Origin of the sequence: Streptomyces sp. NBC_00859 (assembly GCF_045161865.1) — a bacterium.
Lineage (GTDB): Bacteria > Actinomycetota > Actinomycetes > Streptomycetales > Streptomycetaceae > Streptomyces.
Genome location: NZ_CP108826.1, coordinates 940,035 through 963,278, shown reverse-complemented (window position 1 = coordinate 963,278; position 23,244 = coordinate 940,035). Strand labels below are relative to the sequence as shown.

General features: G+C 70.9%; 17 protein-coding genes. 9 read left to right on the top strand and 8 right to left on the bottom strand.

All coding sequences use genetic code 11. From position 1 onward, the window contains the following. The first annotated feature begins 6 nt into the window (after positions 1–6). Complete coding sequence (locus tag OG584_RS04000; RefSeq protein ID WP_405775014.1) at positions 7–1,446, top strand: gamma-aminobutyraldehyde dehydrogenase; 1,440 nt, start codon at positions 7–9, stop codon at positions 1,444–1,446. 54 nt (positions 1,447–1,500) lie between these two features. Here the strand turns inward: OG584_RS04000 and OG584_RS03995 are convergent, their stop codons facing one another. Then, positions 1,501–3,810 (bottom strand): DEAD/DEAH box helicase, encoded by a 2,310-nt coding sequence (locus OG584_RS03995; RefSeq protein ID WP_405775012.1) that lies wholly within the window; start codon positions 3,808–3,810, stop codon positions 1,501–1,503. 214 nt (positions 3,811–4,024) lie between these two features. On the opposite strand from OG584_RS03995, the gene OG584_RS03990 reads away from it, so the two are divergent. Both OG584_RS03990 and OG584_RS03985 read left to right on the top strand, forming a co-directional pair. Then, positions 4,025–4,804, top strand: a complete 780-nt coding sequence (locus OG584_RS03990) for a VOC family protein (protein WP_405775010.1) — start codon at positions 4,025–4,027, stop codon at positions 4,802–4,804. A 90-nt stretch (positions 4,805–4,894) separates the two neighbouring features. Next, the gene (locus tag OG584_RS03985; RefSeq protein WP_405775008.1) at positions 4,895–5,140 is read left to right on the top strand and encodes a WhiB family transcriptional regulator; all 246 of its coding nucleotides are present in this window, start codon (positions 4,895–4,897) and stop codon (positions 5,138–5,140) included. A gap of 215 nt (positions 5,141–5,355) precedes the next feature. Here OG584_RS03985 and OG584_RS03980 read toward each other — a convergent pair whose 3' ends face one another. The 3 genes from OG584_RS03980 to OG584_RS03970 all read right to left on the bottom strand — a co-directional run bounded on the left by OG584_RS03980 (position 5,356) and on the right by OG584_RS03970 (position 8,841). Beyond that, positions 5,356–6,342, bottom strand: coding sequence for an acyl-ACP desaturase (locus tag OG584_RS03980; RefSeq protein ID WP_405775006.1), 987 nt, complete (start codon positions 6,340–6,342; stop codon positions 5,356–5,358). A gap of 181 nt (positions 6,343–6,523) precedes the next feature. After that, a complete protein-coding gene (locus tag OG584_RS03975; RefSeq protein ID WP_405775004.1) occupies positions 6,524–8,161 on the bottom strand; it encodes an ABC-F family ATP-binding cassette domain-containing protein in 1,638 nt (545 codons plus the stop codon). A 263-nt stretch (positions 8,162–8,424) separates the two neighbouring features. Continuing rightward, a complete protein-coding gene (locus tag OG584_RS03970; RefSeq protein WP_405775002.1) occupies positions 8,425–8,841 on the bottom strand; it encodes an SsgA family sporulation/cell division regulator in 417 nt (138 codons plus the stop codon). Between the two features lie 257 nt (positions 8,842–9,098). Between OG584_RS03970 and OG584_RS03965 the strand changes: the two genes are divergently transcribed. After that, entirely contained in the window at positions 9,099–11,837 is a 2,739-nt protein-coding gene (locus OG584_RS03965; protein ID WP_405775000.1) for a beta-N-acetylglucosaminidase domain-containing protein, read from the top strand. Positions 11,838–11,938: 101 nt separating this feature from the next. On the opposite strand, the gene OG584_RS03960 is transcribed toward OG584_RS03965, so the two are convergent. Beyond that, positions 11,939–13,177 (bottom strand): ROK family protein, encoded by a 1,239-nt coding sequence (locus tag OG584_RS03960; RefSeq protein ID WP_405774998.1) that lies wholly within the window; start codon positions 13,175–13,177, stop codon positions 11,939–11,941. A gap of 136 nt (positions 13,178–13,313) precedes the next feature. Between OG584_RS03960 and OG584_RS03955 the strand changes: the two genes are divergently transcribed. From OG584_RS03955 to OG584_RS03940, 4 genes are read left to right on the top strand one after another with little or no spacing between them, the layout of a single operon-like run. Beyond that, on the top strand, positions 13,314–14,477 hold the full coding sequence (locus OG584_RS03955) for a CaiB/BaiF CoA transferase family protein (RefSeq protein WP_405774996.1): 1,164 nt from the start codon (positions 13,314–13,316) through the stop codon (positions 14,475–14,477). After that, positions 14,474–15,616, top strand: coding sequence for an acyl-CoA dehydrogenase family protein (locus OG584_RS03950; RefSeq protein ID WP_405774994.1), 1,143 nt, complete (start codon positions 14,474–14,476; stop codon positions 15,614–15,616). Before OG584_RS03955 ends, OG584_RS03950 begins: the two co-directional genes overlap by 4 nt. A gap of 54 nt (positions 15,617–15,670) precedes the next feature. Continuing rightward, positions 15,671–16,885, top strand: a complete 1,215-nt coding sequence (locus OG584_RS03945; protein WP_405774992.1) for an acetyl-CoA C-acetyltransferase — start codon at positions 15,671–15,673, stop codon at positions 16,883–16,885. A 44-nt stretch (positions 16,886–16,929) separates the two neighbouring features. Beyond that, positions 16,930–19,101, top strand: a complete 2,172-nt coding sequence (locus tag OG584_RS03940; RefSeq protein WP_405774990.1) for a 3-hydroxyacyl-CoA dehydrogenase NAD-binding domain-containing protein — start codon at positions 16,930–16,932, stop codon at positions 19,099–19,101. A 5-nt stretch (positions 19,102–19,106) separates the two neighbouring features. Here OG584_RS03940 and OG584_RS03935 read toward each other — a convergent pair whose 3' ends face one another. Together OG584_RS03935 and sph are read right to left on the bottom strand one after the other, a co-directional pair. Next, positions 19,107–19,874 (bottom strand): MerR family transcriptional regulator, encoded by a 768-nt coding sequence (locus tag OG584_RS03935; RefSeq protein WP_405774988.1) that lies wholly within the window; start codon positions 19,872–19,874, stop codon positions 19,107–19,109. A gap of 103 nt (positions 19,875–19,977) precedes the next feature. Beyond that, positions 19,978–20,970, bottom strand: a complete 993-nt coding sequence (gene sph / locus OG584_RS03930) for a sphingomyelin phosphodiesterase (protein ID WP_405774986.1) — start codon at positions 20,968–20,970, stop codon at positions 19,978–19,980. 224 nt (positions 20,971–21,194) lie between these two features. On the opposite strand from sph, the gene OG584_RS03925 reads away from it, so the two are divergent. Further along, entirely contained in the window at positions 21,195–22,112 is a 918-nt protein-coding gene (locus OG584_RS03925; RefSeq protein WP_405774984.1) for an oxygenase MpaB family protein, read from the top strand. Here OG584_RS03925 and OG584_RS03920 read toward each other — a convergent pair. Beyond that, entirely contained in the window at positions 22,075–23,109 is a 1,035-nt protein-coding gene (locus tag OG584_RS03920; RefSeq protein ID WP_405774982.1) for a LacI family DNA-binding transcriptional regulator, read from the bottom strand. The two genes, OG584_RS03925 and OG584_RS03920, sit on opposite strands and share 38 nt — an antisense overlap. Positions 23,110–23,244 lie beyond the last annotated feature (135 nt).

Below are 23,244 nucleotides of genomic sequence, written 5' to 3'. Positions count from 1 at the left end.
GTGTGCATGCTGCGCAACTACATCAACGGTGAGTTCAAGGAGGCGGCCGACGGCCGCACTCTCGATGTGATCGACCCCTGCACGGGCGAGGTGTACGAGACGTCGGCGCTGTCGGGGGCCGCGGACGTCGACGCCGCCATGGCGGCCGCGGCCGCCGCGTTCCCCGCCTGGCGCGACGCGACCCCCGGGGCCCGCCAGAAGGTGCTGCTGCGGGTCGCCGACGTCTTCGAGGAGCGGGCGGCCGAGCTGATCGCGGCCGAGGCGCGCGACACCGGCAAGCCGCTCGCGCAGCTCACGGACGACGAGCTGCCGCCGGTCGTGGACCAGATCCGCTTCTTCGCGGGCGCTGCCCGCCTGCTGGAGGGCCGGTCGGCGGGCGAGTACATGGAGGGGCTGACCTCCATCGTCCGGCGTGAGCCCGTCGGTGTCGTCGCGCAGGTCGCGCCCTGGAACTACCCGCTGATGATGGCGGTCTGGAAGTTCGCCCCCGCGCTCGCCGCGGGCAACACGGTCGTCATCAAGCCCTCCGACACCACGCCCGCCTCGACCGTGCTCGTCGCGGAGATCATCGGTGGAGTGCTGGCGGACCTCGGCCACGGCCGAGGCGTCTTCAACGTCATCTGCGGTGACCGGGAGACCGGCCGGCTGATGGTCGAGCACGCCACGCCGGCGATGGCCGCGATCACCGGCTCGGTGCGGGCCGGTATGCAGGTCGCCGCCTCCGCGGCCAAGGACGTCAAGCGGGTCCACCTGGAACTCGGCGGCAAGGCGCCGGTCGTCGTCTTCGGCGACCTCGACGGTGAAGCTCTCGGCAAGGCCGCCGAGGACATCGCGGTGGCCGGTTACTTCAACGCCGGCCAGGACTGTACGGCGGCGACCCGTGTCATCGTGCACGAGTCCGTCCACGACGCGTTCGTCGCGGCGCTGGCCAAGGCCGCGACAGCCACCAGGACCGGCGGCCCGGACGACACCGACGCCTTCTTCGGTCCGCTGAACAACGCGAACCAGCTGGCCCAGGTGGCCGGGTTCGTCGACCGGCTCCCCGGCCACGCGACGGTCGAGGCCGGCGGTCACCGCGTCGGTGACCAGGGGTACTTCTATGCCCCCACGGTCGTCTCCGGTCTGCGGCAGGACGACGAGATCATCCAGAACGAGGTGTTCGGACCGGTCATCACCGTCCAGTCGTTCAGCACCGAGGAACAGGCCGTGGCCTACGCCAACGGCGTCGACTTCGCCCTCGCCTCATCGGTGTGGACCAAGGACCACCAGCGGGCGATGCGGATGTCCAGGAGCCTGGACTTCGGCTGTGTGTGGATCAACAACCACGGGGCGCTGGCCGCGGAGATGCCGCACGGCGGCTTCAAGCTGTCCGGTTACGGCAAGGACCTCTCGGCGTACGGATTCGAGGACTACACGCGCATCAAGCACGTCATGACCGCTCTCTGACAGACCGGGTTTCCACCCGGGCGCCGGTGAGGGCCGCCCCCGCACCACAGGCCTTCACCGGTCCCCGGTCTGTTCGCCGAGGGCCCCCCGCGCCCTGAACTCCCGCGTCCGGACCCCCTGCCGCCCGCTCTCCTGACTCGGGAGCTCCTGCCCAGGAGGTTTCGGTCCGCAGGCCTGCTGCCCTGGAATCCGGCGTTCCGACATGAACAGGCGCAGCTGCTCCTCCTCGACGATCCGCCGGGCGAGACTGCCGTCGGACACATCGACGGCGTCCGGGGTCGCCTCGGCGACCTCGCTGCGCCGCGCGTATGCGTCGAACAGGCGTGTCTTGTCGGCCAGAACGCCGAGTATCCGCGTATCGACGCTGTCGGCTGCCAGCAGCCGGTGCACCCGCACCGTTCTGACCTGGCCCATCCGGTGGGCGCGGGCAACGGCCTGGTGCTCCATGGACGGCTTGATCTGCGGCTCGCACAGGATGACGACCGAGGCCGCCTGGATGTTGAGGCCCACTCCGCCGGCCTGGAACTGGCTCAGCAGCACCGCGTGCCCGGGTGCCGCGGAGAACGCGTCGACCAGGTCCTGGCGGCGTGCCGCTGCCAGGTCGCCCTCGACCGGCCCGTAGGCCGTGCCGTCCAGGGCCGTCCCGACCGTGGCCAGCACGTCGCGGAAGTACGAGAACACCACGACCTTCAGGCCGTTGGCCGCGGCATCGCTGATCAGCTCGCGCAGCCGTCCGAGTTTCGCCGAACTCTCCGGGCGGGCGTACGCGGCCCGGCGCATCCGCATGAAGTGCCCGTCCGCCACGGCCTCCCGGTACGCGGCCAGGTCCCCGGCGCTGAACTCCTCCCACTCGTCCACGTGCACCAGGGCCGGCAGTTCCGTGAGGACGTCCTCCTGGTTGCGGCGGAGATACGCGGGCGCGACAGCCCTTCGGAACGCCTGCGAGCCGGCCGCCGCGTCACGGTCGCGGACAGCGGGCACCAGCTCGGGCTGGAGCCGGCGGACCAGACTGCGGAACTCCTCGACCCGGTTCTCCATCGGTGTGCCGGTCAGGAAGAGCACCCGGTCGGACGGGCCGGTCCAGGCAGCCACCGCCTTCGCGCGCCGGGTCAGGGGGTTCTTGACGAAGTGCGCCTCGTCGACGACGAGCATCCCCGGGCGTACGTCGTCCGGGACATCGAGGAGATGCAGTACGTCGAAGGTGGTGATCGCCACACCGCCCTGTTCGCACCACTCGGCGAAGGCCGTCCGGCGTCCCGGTCCGTGCACCGGCCGGGCGGTCAGCGTGCTGCGTGACCCCACCTCGCGCATCCAGTTGATCAGCACACTGGCCGGGCAGACGACCAGGAAGTGGGTGGTGCCGCCGGCCGAGAGGTGGGCCATCGCCGCGATGGCCTGAACCGTCTTGCCGAGCCCCATCTCGTCGCCGATGATCACCCGGCGCTGCACGAGTGCGAACCGCGCCCCGAACGACTGGTAGCCGCGCAGGGACACCCGCAGCCGGCTTTCGTCCAGCTGCTGGGCCCGGATCCGCCCGGCGATCCCGGAGGGGACGAACCCCTCCGCGGCGGCCGGATCCGGGCCCTGGCCCGCGAACTCGGCGAGCAGGCTGTAGTAGTCGGCGGAGTGCAGCTCGAAGCCGACCCATGCCTCGGCATCGGATGCGGGCACCCGCAGAAGATCGGCGGAGACCTGGGCGAACAGCAGGGGCACCTCGTCCTGTGCCGCCTGCCGGGTGAGGCACCGCACGGCTTCGAGCGCGGCGAGGATCTCCGCACGCCGGGCCCGGCCCGCCAGCGCCGTACGGACCCGTCCCCGGGCGGGTCCGGCCTGCGGGAGGAGCCTGTCCAGTTCGGTGCGGAGGCGCTGAGCCGTGTCGTGGGCGTGCCGGAGTCCGGGCCCGGCCTGCGCCAGCACGTGCAGGGATCTGACGAGCGCGGTCGTGCGCGGCTCGGGTCGGTCCATGTCGATCCGTACGGTGACCGTCTCCCCTACGGCGCGGGCGATCTGACCGGCGGCGGCGATGGCCTGGTCGGCGGTCTGGGCCCCGACGCCGGGCAGCTGCCGCAGTGCGTAGCGGCCCGCGTCGTACACCTGGGCGACCGTGGTGAAGCCCGCCTGCTCCAGGGCGCCGAGCCGCAGGCGGCCCTCGGTGACGTCCCTCAGCCGGGAAAGGGGGATCGGCTCCAGTTCGGCCCTGGCCAGTTCGTCCTGGAGCGGGGCGAGCGCGCTCCGTACGGCGTCGGCCGCCGCGGCACGGTCGGCCACGACGGCGCGCGCGGCGACGAGCAGCCGCTCGGCCTCCTGGAGGACGGGCCGGGCTCTTCTGCCGGCAGGGACCGGACCCTGCTTCACGCCGCTCATCGGACGGATGATCTCACGTGGTGAGGCGCCGTCCGGCTTCCCGGCGAGTGGTGGCGGGGGGTGTGGCCGGGGGCACGGATCCCGGTACGCCATTGGGGTAGCCCCGCTACCCGCCCGGCCGTACCCGCGGGTCCGTGGCAGGCCGGATTGTCAGTGCCCGGTGCAAGACTCGGAACCGCAGGCCGACAGGGGCCCCCGAACCGAGGAGCGCACCATGCTGAGTATCCCGTTCGTCGCGGGCTCGCCCAACTGGATCGATCTCGCGACGCCCGACCAGGAGGCGGCCACTGCCTTCTACGGAGCGCTGTTCGGCTGGGAATTCCGGTCGGCGGGGCCCGAATTCGGCGGATACGGCATGTACCTCCTCGACGGGAAGACGGTCGGCGGGGTCATGCAGGGGACGCAGGAGCAGGCGGGCAAGTCGTCCTGGTCCGTCTACTTCCGAACGGCGGACGCCGAGGCGACCGCGAGGACGGTCGAGGCGGCGGGCGGCGAGTCGTTGTCCGGGCCGCACGATGTCGCCACGCTCGGCCGCCTGTCGGTTTTCCGGGACTCGACGGGCGCTCCCTTCTCCACCTGGCAGCCCGGGGAGCACACAGGCATGGGCGTGGTGAACGACCCGAACACCCTCTGCTGGACGGAGCTGTACACCACGGACGTCCCCGCAGCGGCGGCTTTCTACCACTCGGTGTTCGGCTGGGAGACCAGCTCCGCGTCGTACCCCGGGGGCACGTACACGATGGCGGCCCCGGCGGGCCGCGGCCCGGAGGCCAACGTCGCGGGCTTCGTCCGTACCGGGGAGCCCGGCGCGGGTTACTGGCTGCCGTACTTCGAGGTGGCCGACGCCGACGCGACCGTGGCCGAGGCGCAGCGTCTCGGTGGCTCCGTGGTCATGGAGCCGGTCGATCTGCCGGGTGTGGGCCGGCTGGCCAAGGCGACCGATCCCCAGGGGGCGCAGTTCGCGTTGATCAAGAGCGAGTCCGCCGGAGCGTGAGAGCGGCGGCCGGGAAGTGGGAAACGCGGCGGGGCGGTCGTTCATCGATCGTTGAACGGACATTGATCGACGTCCGGCAGTGTGTCCGTCATGTCGATCACCACCAGTAACGCGCCTGAGCTCGCCTGGCAGGAGCGGGCGCTGTGCGCCCAGACGGGACCGGCGTTCTTCTTCCCCGACCCCGGAAGCTCCACGCGCGATGCCAAACGGCTCTGCGGAATCTGCGAGGAGCGAGTGGCCTGCCTGGAGTACGCACTCGACCACGACGAGCGGTTCGGAGTCTGGGGAGGGCTCTCCGAGAATGAGCGGACCAGCCTGAGACGCGCCGCGAGCTGACCTCCCCGGGCCGGACACGGGCCGAGAGCCCGGGACCGCAACCGAGCGCCGCCACCCGTGACCGGGAGCCGCGATGCGGCGCCGGTCACGGGTGGCGGCGTGGGAGCGGGGGCGGAGCGACCGCGCCGGGGGACGGATCACGGGTCGGGGAGGCCGCGAGCGTCGGCCTCGACCCGGTCACCGGGACGCGGTGCCAGAGGAATGTGCTCCAGGAGCTACGCGCCCGTGCCTGCGGCGGCGCGTGCGGCCACCCGGGCCTTGCGGGCAGCGAGCTTCGCGTCGAACTTGGCGGCCTCGGCGTCCAGACCGTTCATGTACATCCCCAGCTCCTCCTGTGCCTTCAGACCCTCCGGGCCGAGCCCGTCGATGTCCAGGACCTTCAGGTAGCGCAGTACGGGCTGGAGGACGTCGTCGTGGTGGATGCGCATGTTGTAGATCTCACCGATCGCCATCTGCGCGGCGGCCCTCTCGAATCCGGGCATGCCGTGGCCGGGCATCCGGAAGTCGACGACGACGTCGCGCACCGACTGCATGGTGAGGTCCGGGGCGATCTCGAAGGCCGCACCGAGCAGGTTGCGGTAGAAGACCATGTGCAGGTTCTCGTCGGTCGCGATCCGCGCCAGCATCCGGTCACAGACCGGGTCGCCCGACTGGTGGCCGGTGTTCCGGTGCGAGACCCGCGTGGCGAGCTCCTGGAACGCGACGTACGCCACCGAGTGCAGCATCGAGTGCCGGTTGTCGGACTCGAAGCCCTCCGCCATGTGCGCCATCCGGAACTGCTCCAGCTTGTCCGGGTCGACGGCGCGCGAGGTCAGCAGGTAGTCGCGCATCACGATGCCGTGCCGGCCCTCCTCGGCGGTCCACCGGTGCACCCAGGTGCCCCAGGCGCCGTCACGCCCGAAGAGCGAGGCGATCTCGTGGTGGTAGCTGGGGAGGTTGTCCTCGGTCAGCAGGTTGACCACGAGCGCGGTCCTGCCGATGTCCGTGACCTTGGACTGCTCCTGCTCCCACACCTTTCCGTCCTCGAAGAATCCGGGAAAGTTACGGCCGTCGGAGAACGGCACGTACTCGTGGGGCATCCAGTCCTTGGCCACGGAGAGATGGCGGTTGAGTTCCTTCTCCACCACCTCCTCCAGCGCATACAGCAGCCGGGCGTCGGTCCACGCGTCCGTACTGCCGAGGTGGGGAGAGGTGATCGTCACGGGGGGCTCCTGGGGACGGGAGTGGTTACCTACGGATTCGTAGGTTACGTACCCGTAGGTTAAGGCGGCAGTAAGCCCGAGCCAACCCCCACTTCCGATATCTACCGTTACGGTCGGTTATGGAGCCAGGTCACGCCCCCTGCGGAGAGCCATGTCACCCGTCTGCCCACCTTCGGGCACCTCATGATGTCCACCGCGATGGGCCTGTGCCGGGCGTGGCTCGAGCGTCCTCGCCCAGTGTGAGCCACCGGGTGATACCGACCGACTCCAGGAACGGCTGATCGTGGCTCGCGACGATCAGCGCCCCCTCGTAGGAATCCAGCGCGGCGGTCAGCCGGCGCACGCTCGCCATATCCAGATTGTTGGTCGGCTCGTCGAGCATCAGCAGCTGCGGTGCGGGCTCGGCCAGCAGCAGCGCGGCGAGCGCCGCCCGGAACCGTTCGCCGCCCGACAGTGTTCCGGCCGGCTGGTCTGCGCGCGCCCCCTTGAAGAGGAAGCGGGCGAGCCGGGCCCGGATCAGGTTGTTGCCGGCGTCCGGAGCGTTGCGCGCCACGTTCTCCACGACGGTCAGCCCGTCGTCCAGTACGTCGAGCCGCTGCGGCAGGAATCCGAGCGGCACATGGGCCGTCGCCTCACCGGAGACCGGCTCCAGCAGACCCGCGACGGTCCGCAGCAGGGTGGTCTTCCCCGCTCCGTTGCGTCCGACCAGGGCGATCCGCTCGGGGCCGTGCGCGGTGAACTCGCCCTCGACGCCGCTGCCGTAGGGCATTCGCAGGTCGCGCAGGGTCAGTACGCTCCGGCCCGGGTGCACCTTGGTGTGCGGCAGCTCGATACGGATCTCGTCGTCCTCCCGCACCGCGTCCGCCGCCTCGCTGAGCCGCTCCTTGGCGTCGTCGAGCCGCTCCGTGTGCATGATGCGGTGCTTGCCCGCCGACTCCTGGGCCGCGCGCTTCCGCGCACCCATCACGATCTTGGGCTCACGTTTGTTGTCCATCATCTTCTGGCCGTACCGCTTACGGCGGGCCAGTTTGACCTGGGCATCGGCCAGTTCGCGTTTCTGCTTCTGCACATCGGCCTCGGCGACCCGCACCATGCGCTCGGCCGCCTCCTGTTCCACGGCCAGCGCCTCCTCGTACGCGGACAGGGCGCCGCCGTACCAGCGGACCTCGCCGTCCCGCAGGTCGGCGATCTGGTCCACCCGCTCCAGGAGTTCACGGTCGTGACTGACCACGACCATCACACCCGGCCACGAGCCGACCGCCGCGTACAGCCGTTGCCTGGCGTACCGGTCGAGGTTGTTGGTCGGCTCGTCGAGCAGCAGTACGTCGGGGCGGCTCAGGAGCAGCGCAGCCAGCCTGAGCAGGACGGACTCGCCCCCCGACACCTCGCCGACGGTCCGGTCGAGACCGATGGACCCGAGCCCGAGCTGACCGAGCACCGCGTGGGCGCGCTCCTCCACGTCCCAGTCGTCGCCGATCGCCGTGAAGTGCTCCTCGCGGGTGTCACCCGCCTCGATGGCGTGCAGCGCCGCCCGCCGGACGTCGATGCCCAGGGCCTGGTCCACGCGCAGCGCGGTGTCGAGCACCAGATTCTGCGGGAGGTACCCGACGTCGCCCGAGACCCGGACGGTCCCTTCGGCGGGGGCGAGCTCACCGGCGATCAGACGCAGCAGAGTCGACTTCCCCGACCCGTTGGTGCCGATGAGGCCGGTCCTGCCGGGCCCGACGGCCAGTTGGAAGCCGTCGAGGACCGGGGTGCCGTCCGGCCAGGAGAAGGAGAGTGCGGTGCACGAGACATGGGTCGACGAATGGGCCTGCATACAGGTCTCCCGGTTGCTGGTGAGAAGGGTGGAGGCAACGGGTGGAGACACCGCAGGGCATGAAGAGAGCCCTGGTCCCGGGAGGACAGCTCGGATACCGAGGTCACACGCGGTGCGCGCAGGTGTGTTCACTGCACGGCACGGTGTCTCAAGACCTCAGTAACGCAATGTCCTGCTCCGATCGGCGACGACAGGGCCACGGAGAACGTTACGGCTGATCCCTCCCGGCCGCAAAGGGATTCAGCGTGCGGGGCGGATGTCCTTCAGCAGGGGTCCCGCAGGAGCTCCACTACGTCCTGGTCCACGTCGAGATAGCGGTGCTCTCGTCCGGCGGGAACGAGTGTCTCGGTCCTCTTCAGGAAGACGCGCAGTTCGGCGGTGTGGATGTGGACCATCGCGACCCCCTCGCGGGAGTGGAACTCCAGTACGGTCCGGTCGTAGCCGAAGGGCCGGATCCGTACGTCCCCCAGGCCGGCGGGGGCACGGACGCCCGCGGCCAGCAGGTCGCGGGCGAACGCCCAGGACACTGCCACACCCGCCAGAGTGGCCTGTGGCGGGAAGCCCACACTGACCGCGAAGGGGTCCGTGCGGTCGTAGCGCAGAGTCGTCGGGACGGTCTCCATCCGGGGGGCGGGGGTGACCAGGCGAGCCTGGACGGCCTGTTCGACGACGTGGGCCAAGGTCTCGCTCCCTTCTCGCGGTTCGGCCGGTGGTGATTACTCGAAGGGTGAGACGACCGGCGGGGGCGTTCCGTGCACCGGGGGAGGGGGTGACATCGGTCACCCCGGGCGGCGGGCGGCAGGGGGCAAGCGGGTGGCGGTGCGCGAAGGTGTTTGCAAAACCCTCTCTGTGCGCATCGTTGACACACAATCAGTCGAGTGGTCCAGTCCTCTACAGCCCCTCTCGGGGGTCGGTTCCGAACCGTGGAGGATCGTCGATGTTCCGCAACAGGCCGGCCGGACCGCACCGCAGCCCGCTCTCCGGGCCCCTGCTCAGACCTCTGGTGGCCGGCCTCGCGCTGGCGCTGTCGGCGGCCCCGCTCAGCGCGGCCACCGCCGGGGCAGCGAGCGCCGCGCCGGCGCCGGACAGGCCGGCCGCACCCGTCATCACACCCGTACCGCAGTCCGAGACCCCCCGCTCCGACACCGTCCGTATCACCCCGGACGTGGACATCATCACCGGACCAGCGACGGATGCCGCAGCGCTCTCCCTGGTGGAGACGTCCCTCAGAGCGGCCGGAGCGGCACATCTGTCCGTCGGGCCGGGGAGCACCGGCCGCGACCGCCTGGCCGTCTACGTCGGAGGCCCAGGCGAGAACCCGTCGTCCGCCCCCGCCCTCGCATCACTCGGCGTACAGGGCAGCCGGGGACTCGCCGCCGAAGGGTACGTACTCGCGGCGGGCCGGGCCCGGGGCGACAGCGCGGGCCGGATCGTGCTCTCCGGCGCCGACGCGACGGGGACGTACTACGCCGCCCAGTCGCTGCGCCAGGCGCTGCCGCAACGCCGCGGCCCCGGTGCGTCCGTGCGCGGCCTGGAGGTGCGCGACTGGCCTGCCACACCGGTACGCGGCACCATCGAGGGCTTCTACGGCACCCCGTGGTCGCAGGCCGCGCGCCTGGATCAGCTGGACTTCTACGGCGCGCACAAGATGAACACCTACGTCTACTCGCCGAAGGACGACGCCTACCTCCGTGACAAATGGCGCGACGCGTATCCGGCCGACCAGCTGGACCGGATCAAGCAACTCGTTGACCGGGCGCGCTCCCGTCACGTCCGGTTCACCTATGCGCTCTCGCCCGGACTGAGCGCGTGCTACAGCTCCGACGCCGATCTCAAGGCGCTGGTCGACAAGTTGCAGACCATCTGGGACATCGGGGTACGGCAGTTCGCCATTCCGCTGGACGACATCAGTTACACCCACTGGAACTGCGACGCCGACAAGGCGAAGTTCGGTACCGGCGGCGCCGCGGCCGGCGCCGCGCAGGCGTATCTGCTCAACAGGGTCGACAAGGAGTTCATCAAGACCCACGACGGCGCGCAGCCGCTGGAGATGGTGCCGACCGAGTACTACGACGTCACCCCGTCGCCGTACAAGACCGAGATCGCCGGGAAGCTCGACCAGGACGTGCTGGTCGAGTGGACCGGAGTCGGTGTCGTCGCCCCGGTCATGACGGTCGCCCAGGCGAAGTCCGCCCGGACGGTGTTCGGCCACCGCATCCTGGCCTGGGACAACTACCCGGTCAACGACTACACGACCGACCGGCTGCTGCTCGGCCCGTACAGCGGGCGCGACAAGGGGCTCGCCGAACAGCTCGCGGGCATCACGGCGAACCCGATGATCCAGCCGTACGCCTCGAAGCTCGCGCTGTACACCGTCGCCGACTACACGTGGAACGACACGGCGTACGACGCCGGCCGCTCCTACCGGCAGGCCGTACACGAGCTGTCGGGCGGACGCCCGGCCGTGGAGCGGGCCCTGCGCGCGTTCACCGACGTCAACTACAGCTCGTCGCTGAACAAGCAGGAGGCGCCCGAGCTGTCCGCGGTCATTTCCCGCTACTGGGACGGCAAGGCCTCGTCCAGCACCCTCGCGGCATCCCTGCGGGAGCTGCACGACGCGCCCGGTGTGCTGCGCGCCGGGCTGCCCGGCAAGGGGTTCGTCACCGACGCCGGACCCTGGCTGGACTCGGCGCAGGCCTGGGGCACGGCGACACTCGCCGCGCTGAGGATGCTGGACGAGGCGAAGGCCGGAAGAGGCGCCGCCGCGTGGCGGGACCGGCAGCGGCTGGCCGCACTGGTCGCGAAGGCGAAGGCTCCGGTCTACACGGACCTGAACGGAGGGAAGATCCCGGTGGTCGTGGGTGACGGGGTGCTCGACACCTTCGTGACGCGGGCGCTCACCGAGGAGGGCCGGCTCACCGGGCTTCCGCCGCAGCCGGCGGGCCGGAGCGATCTGGGTGTCTATTCGGGCAACGCCCCGGCCCTGATGACCGACGGCGACGACTCCACCTACTTCTGGAGCAGTGCCGCGGCGGCCAAGGACGACTGGGTCGGTGTGGACCTCGGTGCCGAGCGGGCCATCAGCGACGTGACCGTCACCATGGGCAAGTCCGGCAGCGAATCCGACTACATCCACCAGGGGGCGCTGGAGTACTCGTCGGACAACAGCACCTGGCACGCGCTCAGCTCGTTCAAGGACTCGCCGACGGTCAGGGCGACAGCACCCGCGGGTACCACTGCGCGGTACGTCCGGGCACGGGCGACCGCCGCCCAGACGGACTGGCTGGTGGTGCGGGAGTTCCGGGTGGGCGGTGCGGACACACCGGGTGTGACGGGCAATCCGCCGGCGGCGGACGGCAGTACCGCGGGAGCGGCCGCCGACGGAAACACCGAGAGCGTCTACCGGGCGTCGCGCGCCCCATCGGCCGGGGAGTCCCTGGATGTGTCCCTGCCGCAGGCCAGGACGGTGCACACCGTGACCGTGCTGGCTCCCGGTGGAGTGAGGGGTGTCAGGGCGGCCGTGCAGATCCGTACCGGCGGCCGGTGGAGGACGCTCGGCGCGACGACCGGTCCGTACACACGGGTCGGGACCCGCGCGGCCACCGCCGACGCGGTACGCCTGCGCTGGGCCGGGGGCTCGGCCGCGCCGCAGATCAGTGAGGTCGTCGTGCGGTAGCCGCGGGGCCACCGCTTGTGACGTGTGGGGGCCGGGAGGTCACGGACCGGCCCCCACGATGCGGCACGCCCGGCTGCGGGCCGTACCGCAGGCACCACCGCTCAGCCCGCCGCCTGCTCCGTGTGGGCGACCGGATCGGCCAGAACCTCCTGGATGATGAGCGCCGCCGCACCCCGTGCCGCGTCACCGGAGACCGACGAGGCGCGCAGCCTGCCGCTGCCGTGCGGCCACAGGCCGGACACCACCCGGCCGGTCAGTTCCGGGTCGGCGCCCGGCGCGAGCCAGGGCATCAGGCCCCGGTAGATCCCCCCGAGCACCACCGCGTCCGGGTCGAAGAGATTCACAGCTCCCGACAGCACCCGGCCCAGCATCAGCCCGGCCTCACCGATGGCGGCCACGGCGCGGCCGTCGCCGGACCGTGCGCGCCGCTCCAGCTCCGCGACCCCGGAGTTCCCGGCGCCCTCGTCGATCCCCGCGGCCCGCAGCAGCGCCGACTGGCCCGCGTACTGCTCCAGACAGCCGCGCGAACCGCAGCGGCACTCCGGGCCCGCCGGGTCCACCAGTACATGGCCGATCTCACCCGCGAACCCGTGCGCACCACGCAGCAGTTCACCGTCGAGCACCAGGGCGCCGCCCACGCCGACCTCACCGGTCACATAGAGGAAACTGCGGATCGCGCCGAGACCGCCGAACCACAGCTCGGCCAGCGCGGCCAGATTGGCCTCGTTGTCCGAACTCACCGGCAGCGGGCGGTGGTCGGGGCGGGCCGCGGAGAGCGCCTGGGCGAAGAGGCCCTCGGCCGCGACCCGGTTCCAGCCGAGGTTGGGCGCCTGCCGCACGGTGCCGCCGGAGACCAGACCGGGCAGCGCGAGCTGGACGCCGACGGGCCGCAGCCCCTGCTCACCGGCCGACTCCAGCGCACTCGCCGCCACGCGCGCGGCGCGCGCCAGTACCCCGCCGGGCGGCGCGCCCCGGTTGTCGAGGTGCTCGGTGAGGCGTACCCGGCCGGTGCCCGCCAGATCCACCACGCACACCGAGACATAGTCGACGTTGATTTCGACGCCGATGCCCGCTGGGCCGGTGCGGGCGGGTTTGAGCACGGTGCCCGGCCGGCCGGCCTGTCCGCTGAACGTCTTGCCCGACTCGGCGAGGAAGCCGCTCTCCAGCAGCTGCTCGACCAGTGACGAAACGGCGGCCCGCGTCAGCCCCACCCGGCCGGCCACACCGGCCCGCGTCGCCTCGCCCTGCTCCCGCACGGCGCGCAGCACCAGGCTGAGATTGTGCCGCCGTACGGTGTCCTTGCCGGCCTTGGGGCCGAGCGGAGTGAGGTTCTTCGTCATATCGCCGCTGAGCCTATGCGACGGGGAACGTGCGGTCGCTTCTAAGCGGATGCTCAGCGAAAAGGCTTGTGCGGAGTGGAACACGTTCTTAACATCATCGATGTCACATCAGTTGTGTCACAGTGCTGGGGGCGGGATGGCAGAGGCAGCGAACGGTCCGCTGGCAGGAGTCCGGGTGGTCGAGCTGGCGGGGATCGGGCCCGGCCCGTTCGCCGCGATGGTCCTCGCGGACCTCGGCGCCGATGTCGTACGGGTCGACCGGCCCGGCGGCGCGGCGCTCGCGGTCGACCCCGAATACGACCTCACCAACCGGAACAAGCGCTCGGTGCTCATCGACCTCAAGGCCGACGACGGGCCCGCCCGTGTCCTCGGCCTCGTGGAGCGCGCGGACATCCTGATCGAGGGGTACCGGCCGGGCGTAACGGAGCGGCTCGGGGTCGGCCCCGCGGAGTGCCACGCCCGTAACCCCAAGCTCGTGTACGGACGGATGACCGGCTGGGGGCAGGAAGGGCCGCTGGCCGGACGCGCCGGGCACGACGTCGCGTACATCGCCGTCACCGGGGCCCTCGGCATGATCGGACGCCCCGGCGAGCCGCCCGCAGTCCCGGCCAATCTGCTCGGCGACTACGCGGGCGGTTCGCTCTATCTGGTCATCGGCATCCTCGCCGCGCTCCAGCACGCGCGGACGGACGGAGGAGCGGGCCAGGTGGTCGACGCCGCGATCGTGGACGGCGCTTCGCATCTGGCCACCATGATCCACGGCATGGTGGCGGCCGGCGGCTGGCAGGACAGACGCGGGGTGAACCTGCTCGACGGGGGCTGCCCGTTCTACGGCAGCTACGAGACGTCGGACGGTGAGTACATGGCCGTCGGCGCCCTGGAACCGCAGTTCTACGACGAGTTCACCAGCCTTCTCGGCATCGCGGCCGACGCCCCCGCCCGCAAGGACTTCGCACGCTGGGACGGGCTGCGCGAGACGATCGCCGCCCGCTTCCTGACCCGTACCCGTGCGGAGTGGACATCGGTCTTCGAAGGATCCGACGCGTGTGTGGCGCCGGTGCTCTCCTTGCGTGAGGCGCCGGACCATCCGCATCTCGCCGCCCGCGGCACCTTCGTCGAGCACAGCGGGATCACTCAGCCGGCGCCCGCGCCGCGCTTCTCGGCCACCCCCGGGTCAGTACGGCTCGGGCCCGCCCGGCCGGGCGCCGACACCGCAGAGGTGGCCCGGGACTGGGACGTACCGGGCCTCGCGGGGCAGGCTCTGGAGACGAAGGACACCACAGCAGGGGGAGAGCGTTGAAACGCCAGATCTTCACCGCCGAGCACGACGCGTTCCGCGAGACCGTCCGGACCTTCCTCAGCAAGGAGGTCCTCCCGCACTACGAACAGTGGGAGAAGGACGGGATCGTCTCCAGGGAGGCCTGGCTCGCGGCCGGCCGGCAGGGGCTGCTGGGACTCGCGGTCCCCGAGGAGTACGGCGGCGGCGGGAACGCCGACTTCCGCTACAGCGCCGTGCTCGCCGAGGAGTTCACCCGCGCAGGGACTTCCGGGCTCGCGCTCGGCCTGCACAACGACATCGTCGGGCCCTACCTCAGCGGGCTGGCCACCGACGAGCAGCGGCGGCGCTGGCTGCCAGGGTTCTGCAGCGGCCGGACCATCACCGCGATCGCGATGACCGAACCGGGCGCCGGATCCGATCTCCAGGCCATCCGGACGAATGCCGAGGACCGAGGAGACCACTGGATCCTCAACGGCTCGAAGACGTTCATCTCCAACGGAATCCTGGCGGACCTGGTGGTCGTGGTGGCCAGGACGTCCCCGGACGGTGGCGCGAAGGGCCTGTCCCTGCTGGTCGTCGAACGCGGCGCCCCCGGATTCGAGCGCGGCCGCAATCTGGACAAGATCGGCCAGAAGTCCCAGGACACCGCGGAGCTGTTCTTCAACGACGTCCGCGTCCCCAAGGAGAACCTGCTCGGGGAGCGGGACGGGGCCTTCATCCACCTGATGACCAATCTCGCCCAGGAGCGCATGGCGATCGCCGTCGCCGGGATCGCCGCCGCCGAGCACCTCGTGGAGATCACCACGGAGTACGTCAAGGAGCGCGAGGCGTTCGGGCGCCCGCTGTCCAAGCTCCAGCACATCCGCTTCGAGATCGCCGAGATGGCCACCGAGTGCGCCGTCACGCGTTCGTTCATCGACCGCTGCATCGTCGACCACGCGGCGGGCGGACTCGACGCCGTGCACGCGTCGATGGCCAAGTGGTGGGCCACCGAACTCCAGAAGCGTGTCGCCGACCGCTGCCTCCAACTCCACGGGGGCTACGGCTATATGACCGAGTACCGGGTGGCGAAGGCGTTCACCGACGGCCGTATCCAGACGATCTACGGAGGCACCACCGAAATCATGAAGGAGATCATCGGCCGTTCGCTGCTCGGCTGACCCCGTCATCCGCCACCCTCCGTGCCCCGATCCGCATTCCGAAAGGCTGCTGTCTTGAGTACCGAAGCGTTTGTGTACGACGCGATCCGCACCCCACGCGGGCGCGGAAAAGCCAATGGCGCCCTGCACGGCACCAAGCCGATCGACCTGGTCGTCGGACTGATCCACGAGCTGCGCCGCAGGTTCCCCGGGCTCGACCCGGCCGCCATCGACGACATCGTGCTGGGCGTGGTCAGTCCGGTCGGCGACCAGGGCTCCGACATCGCCCGGACGGCGGCGGTCGCGGCCGGACTTCCCGACACCGTCGCCGGTGTCCAGGAGAACCGCTTCTGCGCCTCGGGCCTGGAAGCGGTCAACCTGGCGGCCGCGAAGGTCCGTTCCGGCTGGGAGGACCTGGTCCTGGCCGGCGGAGTCGAGTCGATGTCCCGCGTCCCGATGGCCTCCGACGGCGGAGCCTGGGCGATGGACCCGATGACCAACTGGGACACCGGCTTCGCGCCCCAGGGCGTGGGCGCCGACCTCATCGCCACCATCGAGGGCTTCACACGTCACGACGTCGACGCGTACGCCGCACTGTCGCAGGAGCGGGCAGCCGAGGCGTGGAAGGACGGCAGGTTCGCCCGGTCCGTCGTCCCCGTCACCGACCGAAACGGCCTGGTCGTCCTCGACCACGACGAGCATCTGCGGCCCGGCACGACCGCGGAGTCGCTCGCCGCCCTCAAGCCGTCGTTCGCCACCATCGGCGAGATGGGCGGCTTCGACGCGGTGGCGCTGCAGAAGTACCACTGGGTCGAGAAGATCGACCACGTCCACCACGCCGGCAACTCCTCCGGCATCGTGGACGGCGCCTCACTGGTCGCCATCGGCTCCGGAGAGGTCGGCGAACGGTACGGGCTGACTCCCCGGGCCCGCATCATCTCGGCGGCGGTCTCGGGCTCCGAGCCGACGATCATGCTGACCGGCCCCGCGCCCGCCACCCGGAAGGCGCTCGCCAAGGCCGGCCTGAGCATCGGTGACATCGACCTGGTGGAGATCAACGAGGCCTTCGCCGGGGTCGTACTGCGCTTCGCCAGGGACATGGAGCTCCCGCTCGACAAGATCAACGTCAACGGAGGAGCCATCGCCCTGGGGCACCCGCTCGGCGCCACCGGCGCGATGATCCTCGGCACCCTCATCGACGAACTGGAGCGCCGCGACCAGCGGTACGGCCTCGCCACGCTCTGCGTCGGCGGCGGCATGGGTATCGCCACCGTCATCGAGCGGCTCTGACCGCGTCCCCTCCCGACCCACGGCCCTCACGGAGCAGCCACACCATGAGCGAGAACACCACCATCCGCTGGGAACAGGACGCGACCGGCGTCGTCACTCTCGTCCTCGACGACCCCGACCAGTCCGCGAACACCATGAACCGGGCCTTCAAGGAATCGATCGCGGCCGTCGCCGACCGCGCCGAGGCCGAGAAGGACTCCATCCGCGGCATCATCTACACCTCCGCCAAGAAGACCTTCTTCGCGGGCGGCGACCTCAAGGACATGATCCAGGTCGGCCCCGCGCAGGCCCAGCAGGCCTTCGACACCGGTACGGCCATCAAGAACTCCCTGCGCCGTATCGAGACGCTGGGCAAGCCGGTCGTCGCCGCCATCAACGGCGCCGCGCTCGGCGGCGGTTACGAGATCGCGCTCGCCAGCCACCACCGTGTGGCCCTGGACGCACCCGGGTCCCGGATCGGACTGCCCGAGGTCACTCTCGGCCTGCTGCCCGCCGGCGGCGGTGTCACCAGGACCGTACGTCTGATGGGCATCGCCGACGCGCTGCTGAAGGTGCTCCTGCAGGGCACCCGGTACAACCCGCGCCGCGCTCTGGAGAACGGCCTCGTCCACGAAGTCGCGGCCACCCGCGAAGAGATGCTGGCCATGGCGCACGCCTTCATCGACGCGCACCCGGAGTCCCAGCAGCCCTGGGACGTCAAGGGCTACCGGATCCCCGGCGGCACCCCGTCGAACCCGAAGTTCGCCGCCAACCTGCCCGCCTTCCCCGCCAACCTGAAGAAGCAGCTGCAGGGCGCCCCCTATCCCGCGCCGCGCAACATCCTCGCGGCGGCCGTCGAAGGCTCCCAGGTCGACTTCGATACGGCGCTGACCATCGAGGCCAGGTACTTCACCGAGCTGGTCACAGGGCAGACCGCGAAGAACATGATCCAGGCGTTCTTCTTCGACCTCCAGGCGGTCAACTCCGGCGCCAACCGCCCCCAGGGCGTCGAACCCCGCGAAGTCCGCAAGGTCGCCGTACTCGGCGCCGGGATGATGGGCGCCGGGATCGCCTACTCCTGCGCACGGGCCGGTATCGACGTCGTGCTCAAGGACGTGTCGGCCGAGGCCGCGCAGAAGGGCAAGGCGTACTCGGAGAAGCTGCTCGCGAAGGCGCTCTCACGCGGACGCACCACACAGGAGCAGCGGGACGAGCTGCTGGCCCGGATCACCCCCACCGGCGACCCGGCCGACCTCGCGGGCTGCGACGCGGTGATCGAAGCGGTCTTCGAGGACGTGGCGCTCAAGCACAAGGTGTTCCAGGAGATCGAGGGCGTCGTCGAGCCCGACGCGCTGCTCTGCTCCAACACCTCCACCCTCCCCATCACCCTTCTCTCCGAGGGCGTCGAGCGGCAGAGCGACTTCATCGGGCTGCACTTCTTCTCGCCCGTCGACAAGATGCCGCTCGTCGAGATCATCAAGGGGGAGCGGACCGGCGACGAGGCGCTGGCGCGCGCCTTCGACCTCGTACGGCGGATCAACAAGACGCCGATCGTCGTCAACGACTCCCGCGGGTTCTTCACCTCGCGCGTCATCGGCCAGTTCATCAACGAGGGCGTGGCGATGATCGGCGAGGGCGTCGAGCCCGCATCGGTCGAGCAGGCTGCCGCGCAGGCCGGTTACCCGGCCAAGGTGCTCTCGCTGATGGACGAACTGACCCTCACCCTGCCGCGCAAGATCCGCAACGAGGCGAAGCGTGCCACCGAGGAGGCGGGCGGTACGTGGGCCGGGCACCCTTCGGACGCGGTCATCGACCGGATGGTCGACGAGTTCGGCCGTACGGGACGCAGCGGAGGGGCGGGGTTCTACGACTACGAGGACGGCCGGCGGGCCGCGCTCTGGCCCGGTCTGCGCGAGCACTTCACCAAGCCCGGAGTGGACATCCCCTTCACCGACATGCAGGAGCGGATGCTCTTCTCCGAGGCCCTGGACAGCGTCCGATGCCTGGAGGAGGGCGTCCTCACCTCGGTCGCCGACGCCAATATCGGCTCGATCCTGGGCATCGGTTTCCCGGGCTGGACCGGTGGTGTGCTGCAGTACATCAACGGCTACGAGGGCGGTCTGCCCGGATTCGTGGCACGCGCCGGTGAACTCGCCGAGCGGTACGGGGAGCGGTTCGCCCCGCCCGCACTGCTCGCCGGGAAGGCGGAGCGGGGCGAGACGTTCAGCGACAGCTGAGCGGATCAGCCTCGCTGTTCGGAGGCTGCGGGCCCGTCCACGTAACGGGCCCGCAGTTCCTCCTTCAGCGAGCGCTGGAAGGCGGTCACCAGCGCCTGCACGACCATCGGCTGCATATCGGCGGAGAGGGACTTCATGGCCTCCACCGCATCGGGGTCGCTCTCCCGCTCCCGGTAGGGGCCCCACACCTCGTCCTGGAAGAGCCGGGTCAGCTCCTTCGCCGCGGCGCGGGTGTGCTCGAGTACCACGGTGCGCGCGGCCAGGATCGTCTCGTGGGCGATCGGCACGTCGAGCAGCTGCACCCCGAGCGCGAGCAGCCCCGGATCCACCCGGAAGGCATCCCTCTCGCCTTCCACCCGCTCCAGTACGTTCATCGCCGCGAGCCGGTCGATGTCCGGCTCGGGCAGCGGCCGCCCTGCCCGGCGCTCCAGCTCCGCGCGGGTCGCGTCGTCCGCTCCCTCCGGTGCCCACGAGGCCACCACCGCGCGATGGATCGCGAGATCGTGCGCGCTCAGGTCATCGGGGAGCTGCTGCAGATAGCGCTCGATCGCGGCAAGCGTCATCCCGTGGTGCTGGAGCTCCTCGATGAGCGCGAGGCGGGAGAGGTGCGCGGGACCGTACAGTCCGACGCGGCGCGGCCCGATCACCGGGGGGTGGAGCAGGCCGCGCGCGCTGTAGAAGCGGACGGTGCGGACGGTCACCCCCGCGCGGGCGGCCAGCTCGTCGACCGTGAGCGCCGTGGCCGCTGCGGTGTCGTCGGGCGCGGTCGCCATTGCCTGTGCCTCGTTTCCCGGATACGGGTCCGAGCACCCGGTTGCTCGGTCGATCCGGTGCAACAGTATTGCTGTCGCACCAGTCCTGTGAAAGCCCGCGGCGTCAGCCGCCGGCGACCAGCGGGTAGTGATCGCTCAGATTCGTATAGGTGTAGTCGGTGCCCCAGCTGCTCACGGTCCAGGGCGCGCTCTCCTCCTTGACCACATTGTTCCGCCATCCGGAAGGCCGGGCATGGCCGGCCTTGTGCAGAACGTAGTCCAGGTCCTGCCGCGGGTCGTCGGGGTAGCGGTAGCGGGCGACCGAGTTCTCCTGCGTGTCGAAGGAGTACCGGTGCCCCGTGCGAGAGTCCGCAGCCACCAGCCCGCCGTCCCGCAGCATGGAGGTGTACTCGGTGCTGCGCGAGTCGATGTTGAAATCGCCGGCGACCATGACTTCCTCGTCCGCCGGTATGTTCTTGGCCGCCAGGAACGCGTTCATCTGCTTCAGCTGGAGGCTCCGGTCCCTGGCCGCCTCGCCCGATCCGCACGCCGTGTCGTCCGACTGGGTGTGGGTGCCGACGACGTGCACCCTGGTGCCGTCCACATCGAGGACGGCGTACAGGAACCCCTTGTCCGAGAGGGCGTCGGAGCCGCACGCGTCCTTGTAGATGAACTGCTCCTGGTGCAGCACCGGCCACTTGCTGAGCAGGGTCACCCCGCCGTCCTCAGGGGAGAGCGCCGAGTAGGAACCGCCGGTCGCGTCCCAGCCGTCCTTGCTGCGGCCCACGACCGGAGTCTGGTACGGGTACTGGGCCGCGGCGTTGCGCTTCAGCGCGTCCGACGAGGAGTTGTCGAAGGCCTCCTCCAGCACCACGACGTCGTTCCCCTGGAAGAAGGGGGCGGCGGGGATGGCTGCGGCGCGGTGGTCCTGGCCCCAGTTGGGGTAGAGGGTCTTGCTCATCATGAACGTGTTGTAGGTGAGCACCCTGAGCCGGGGCGGAGCCGCGGGCGCGGCGCCGGCCGCGGAGGCGGCCGGGGCCGCTGAGGCCAGCGCGGCAGCCACGAGGGCGACGGCGAGGCCTGCGCGGGGGAGACGGCGGAGCGGGGGAAGCGGCACTGGAACTCCCGTTTCTGGGGCGGGGACAGAGTGGCCCGCACATCAAACCAGCTGGAGTTACCTCGGGGTAACCACCGTGCGTCGGCCACCTGGCCGGGGTGTGGCGGCCTCGCCCGGCTCCCCGCGCCCCTCCGGCCCCGGGCGTCGCATACTGGAACACAGAGAGAGCGGGCACCCGGCCGGAGCCCGCTGCGGCCGACGGGAGCATCGACGGGAGTCCACGCATGAGCAGCAGCACCACACCGGCAGCCCCGCCGCCGCCCCCGCCGGGCGGGGTGCTGTGGAGCGAGGTCGGTGACATCCGGGTGCTGCTCACCCTGCCCGCCGCACTGACCATGCAGGTGGCCCACCCGGCCGTCGGCGCCGGCGTCGACGCGTACTCCGTCTTCCGCACCGACCCCTGGGGGCGTGGCGAGCGGTCCCTGCGGTCGATGCTGCTCTGGGTGTACGGCGGGGACGCCGCCGCCGATGAGGGGCGCAGACTGCGCCGGCTGCACCGGGCCATCCGGGGCACCGATACCCGCGGCCGCCCGTACCACGCCCTCACGCCGGCCACCTTCTCCTGGGTGCACGCGACCGGTTTCCCGGTGTTCCTGCACGGCCGGAAGTACCTCGGCCGCCCCTATACCGACGCGCAGGAGCGGCAGTTGTACGCGGAGTGGCTCCAGGTCGGACGGATCCTCGGTATCGCCGACCGTGACATGCCGCAGACCATCGAGGAGTTCTGGCCCTACTACCGGAAGATGCTGGCCGATGAGATCGAGGCAACCCCTGTGGTGCGGGAGCTGACCGATCCCGGCAGCCGTGTGCCGCCCCCCGACCGCGGCCCACGCGCGCTCCGCCTCCTGCTCCGGGTGCTCTGGCCGGTGCTGCTGCCGCCCCTGGCGCGCTTCCGGCACTTCGTCACCGTGGGCCTGATGCCTCCGGAGGCCCGCCGGGCGATCGGTCTGGAGTGGACCGGCTCCCAGGAGCGCGCGCTGCGCCGATTCGGCCGGTGCGTCAGGGCCGTGGTGCCCGTGCTCCCCGAGCGGGTGCGCTATCTGCCGGCGGCCCGTGCGGCGCGGGCCGCCCACCGGGCCGCGATGTCCGGTGGCGCACCGTACGTCACGCGGAGGCCCGGCGGACCAGATCCGTCGGCATGATCACGGAGTCGGGTGGTGTGACACTCCGCAGGTCGAGGCCGCGTACCAGCATCCGGACCATCAACCGGCCCATGCCCTCGATGTCCTGACGGATCGTCGTCAGAGGGGGGTCGGTGCACTCGGCGACCTTCTCCATGTCGTCGAAACCCACGACCGCCACATCGTCGGGGACCCTCCTGCCATGTTCCCGAAGGGCCTGGAGCGCCCCCGACGCCATCAGGTCGTTGGCCGCGAACACGGCGTCCACCTCCGGCCGCCGCTCCAGGAGCGCGGTCATCGCCGCCGCGCCGCTCTCCACCGTGAACGCCCCCTGTTCGGTGAGCGTGGGATCGACGTCGAGGAGCACGTCCCGGTAGCCGTCCAGCCGGTCGATCCCCGAGGTCTGGTCCTGCGGTCCGGCGATGTGCGCGATGTGCTCGCGCCCCATCGCGACGAGATGCTGGACGGCCGTACGGGCGCCGCCGCGGTTGTCGCAGTCGGCGTAGGGCAGCGCCAGGCCGGACTCCGGGCCCGCCCACACCGGGCGGCCGCCGAAGACCGTGGGGAGCCCGGCCCGGTGGATCACGGCGGGCAGCGGGTCCTCGGTGTGCAGCGAGAAAGCCAGCGCCCCGTCCACATGGCCGCCCGCCAGATAGCGCCCGATCCGGTCGTAGTCCCCGCTGCCCTCCACCAGGAGCAGCACCAACTGCGAGTCGTGGGCCGTCAGCTCACGGCTGATCCCGCGCAACTGCTGGGAGAAGAAAGGGTCCGAGAAGATCCGGATCTCCGGCTCCGCGATGATCACAGCGACGGCTCCGTTGCGCCGGGTCACCAGCGTCCTGGCCGCGTGGTTGGGTACGTAACCGAGCTCGTCGACGGCCTGCTGGACCCGGTCCACCAGCGGCGGCCGCACACCGGCGCCTCCGTTGACGACACGCGAGGCCGTCGCCCGCGACACGCCCGCGCGGGCTGCGACGGCCTCCAGGGTCGGCCGGGAGCGGTGGATCGGATCGGGCAACGGGTACTCCTCGTGGGCGCTGCTGGGCCGGACGGGCCCAGCTCCGCGGTGGTGTCGAAGCAGGGTAACCACCGGCGGCCGCACGCAGGAAGCCGCGCCGCCCAGGTGACCGGGGCGGCGCGGCTTCCTGCGGCA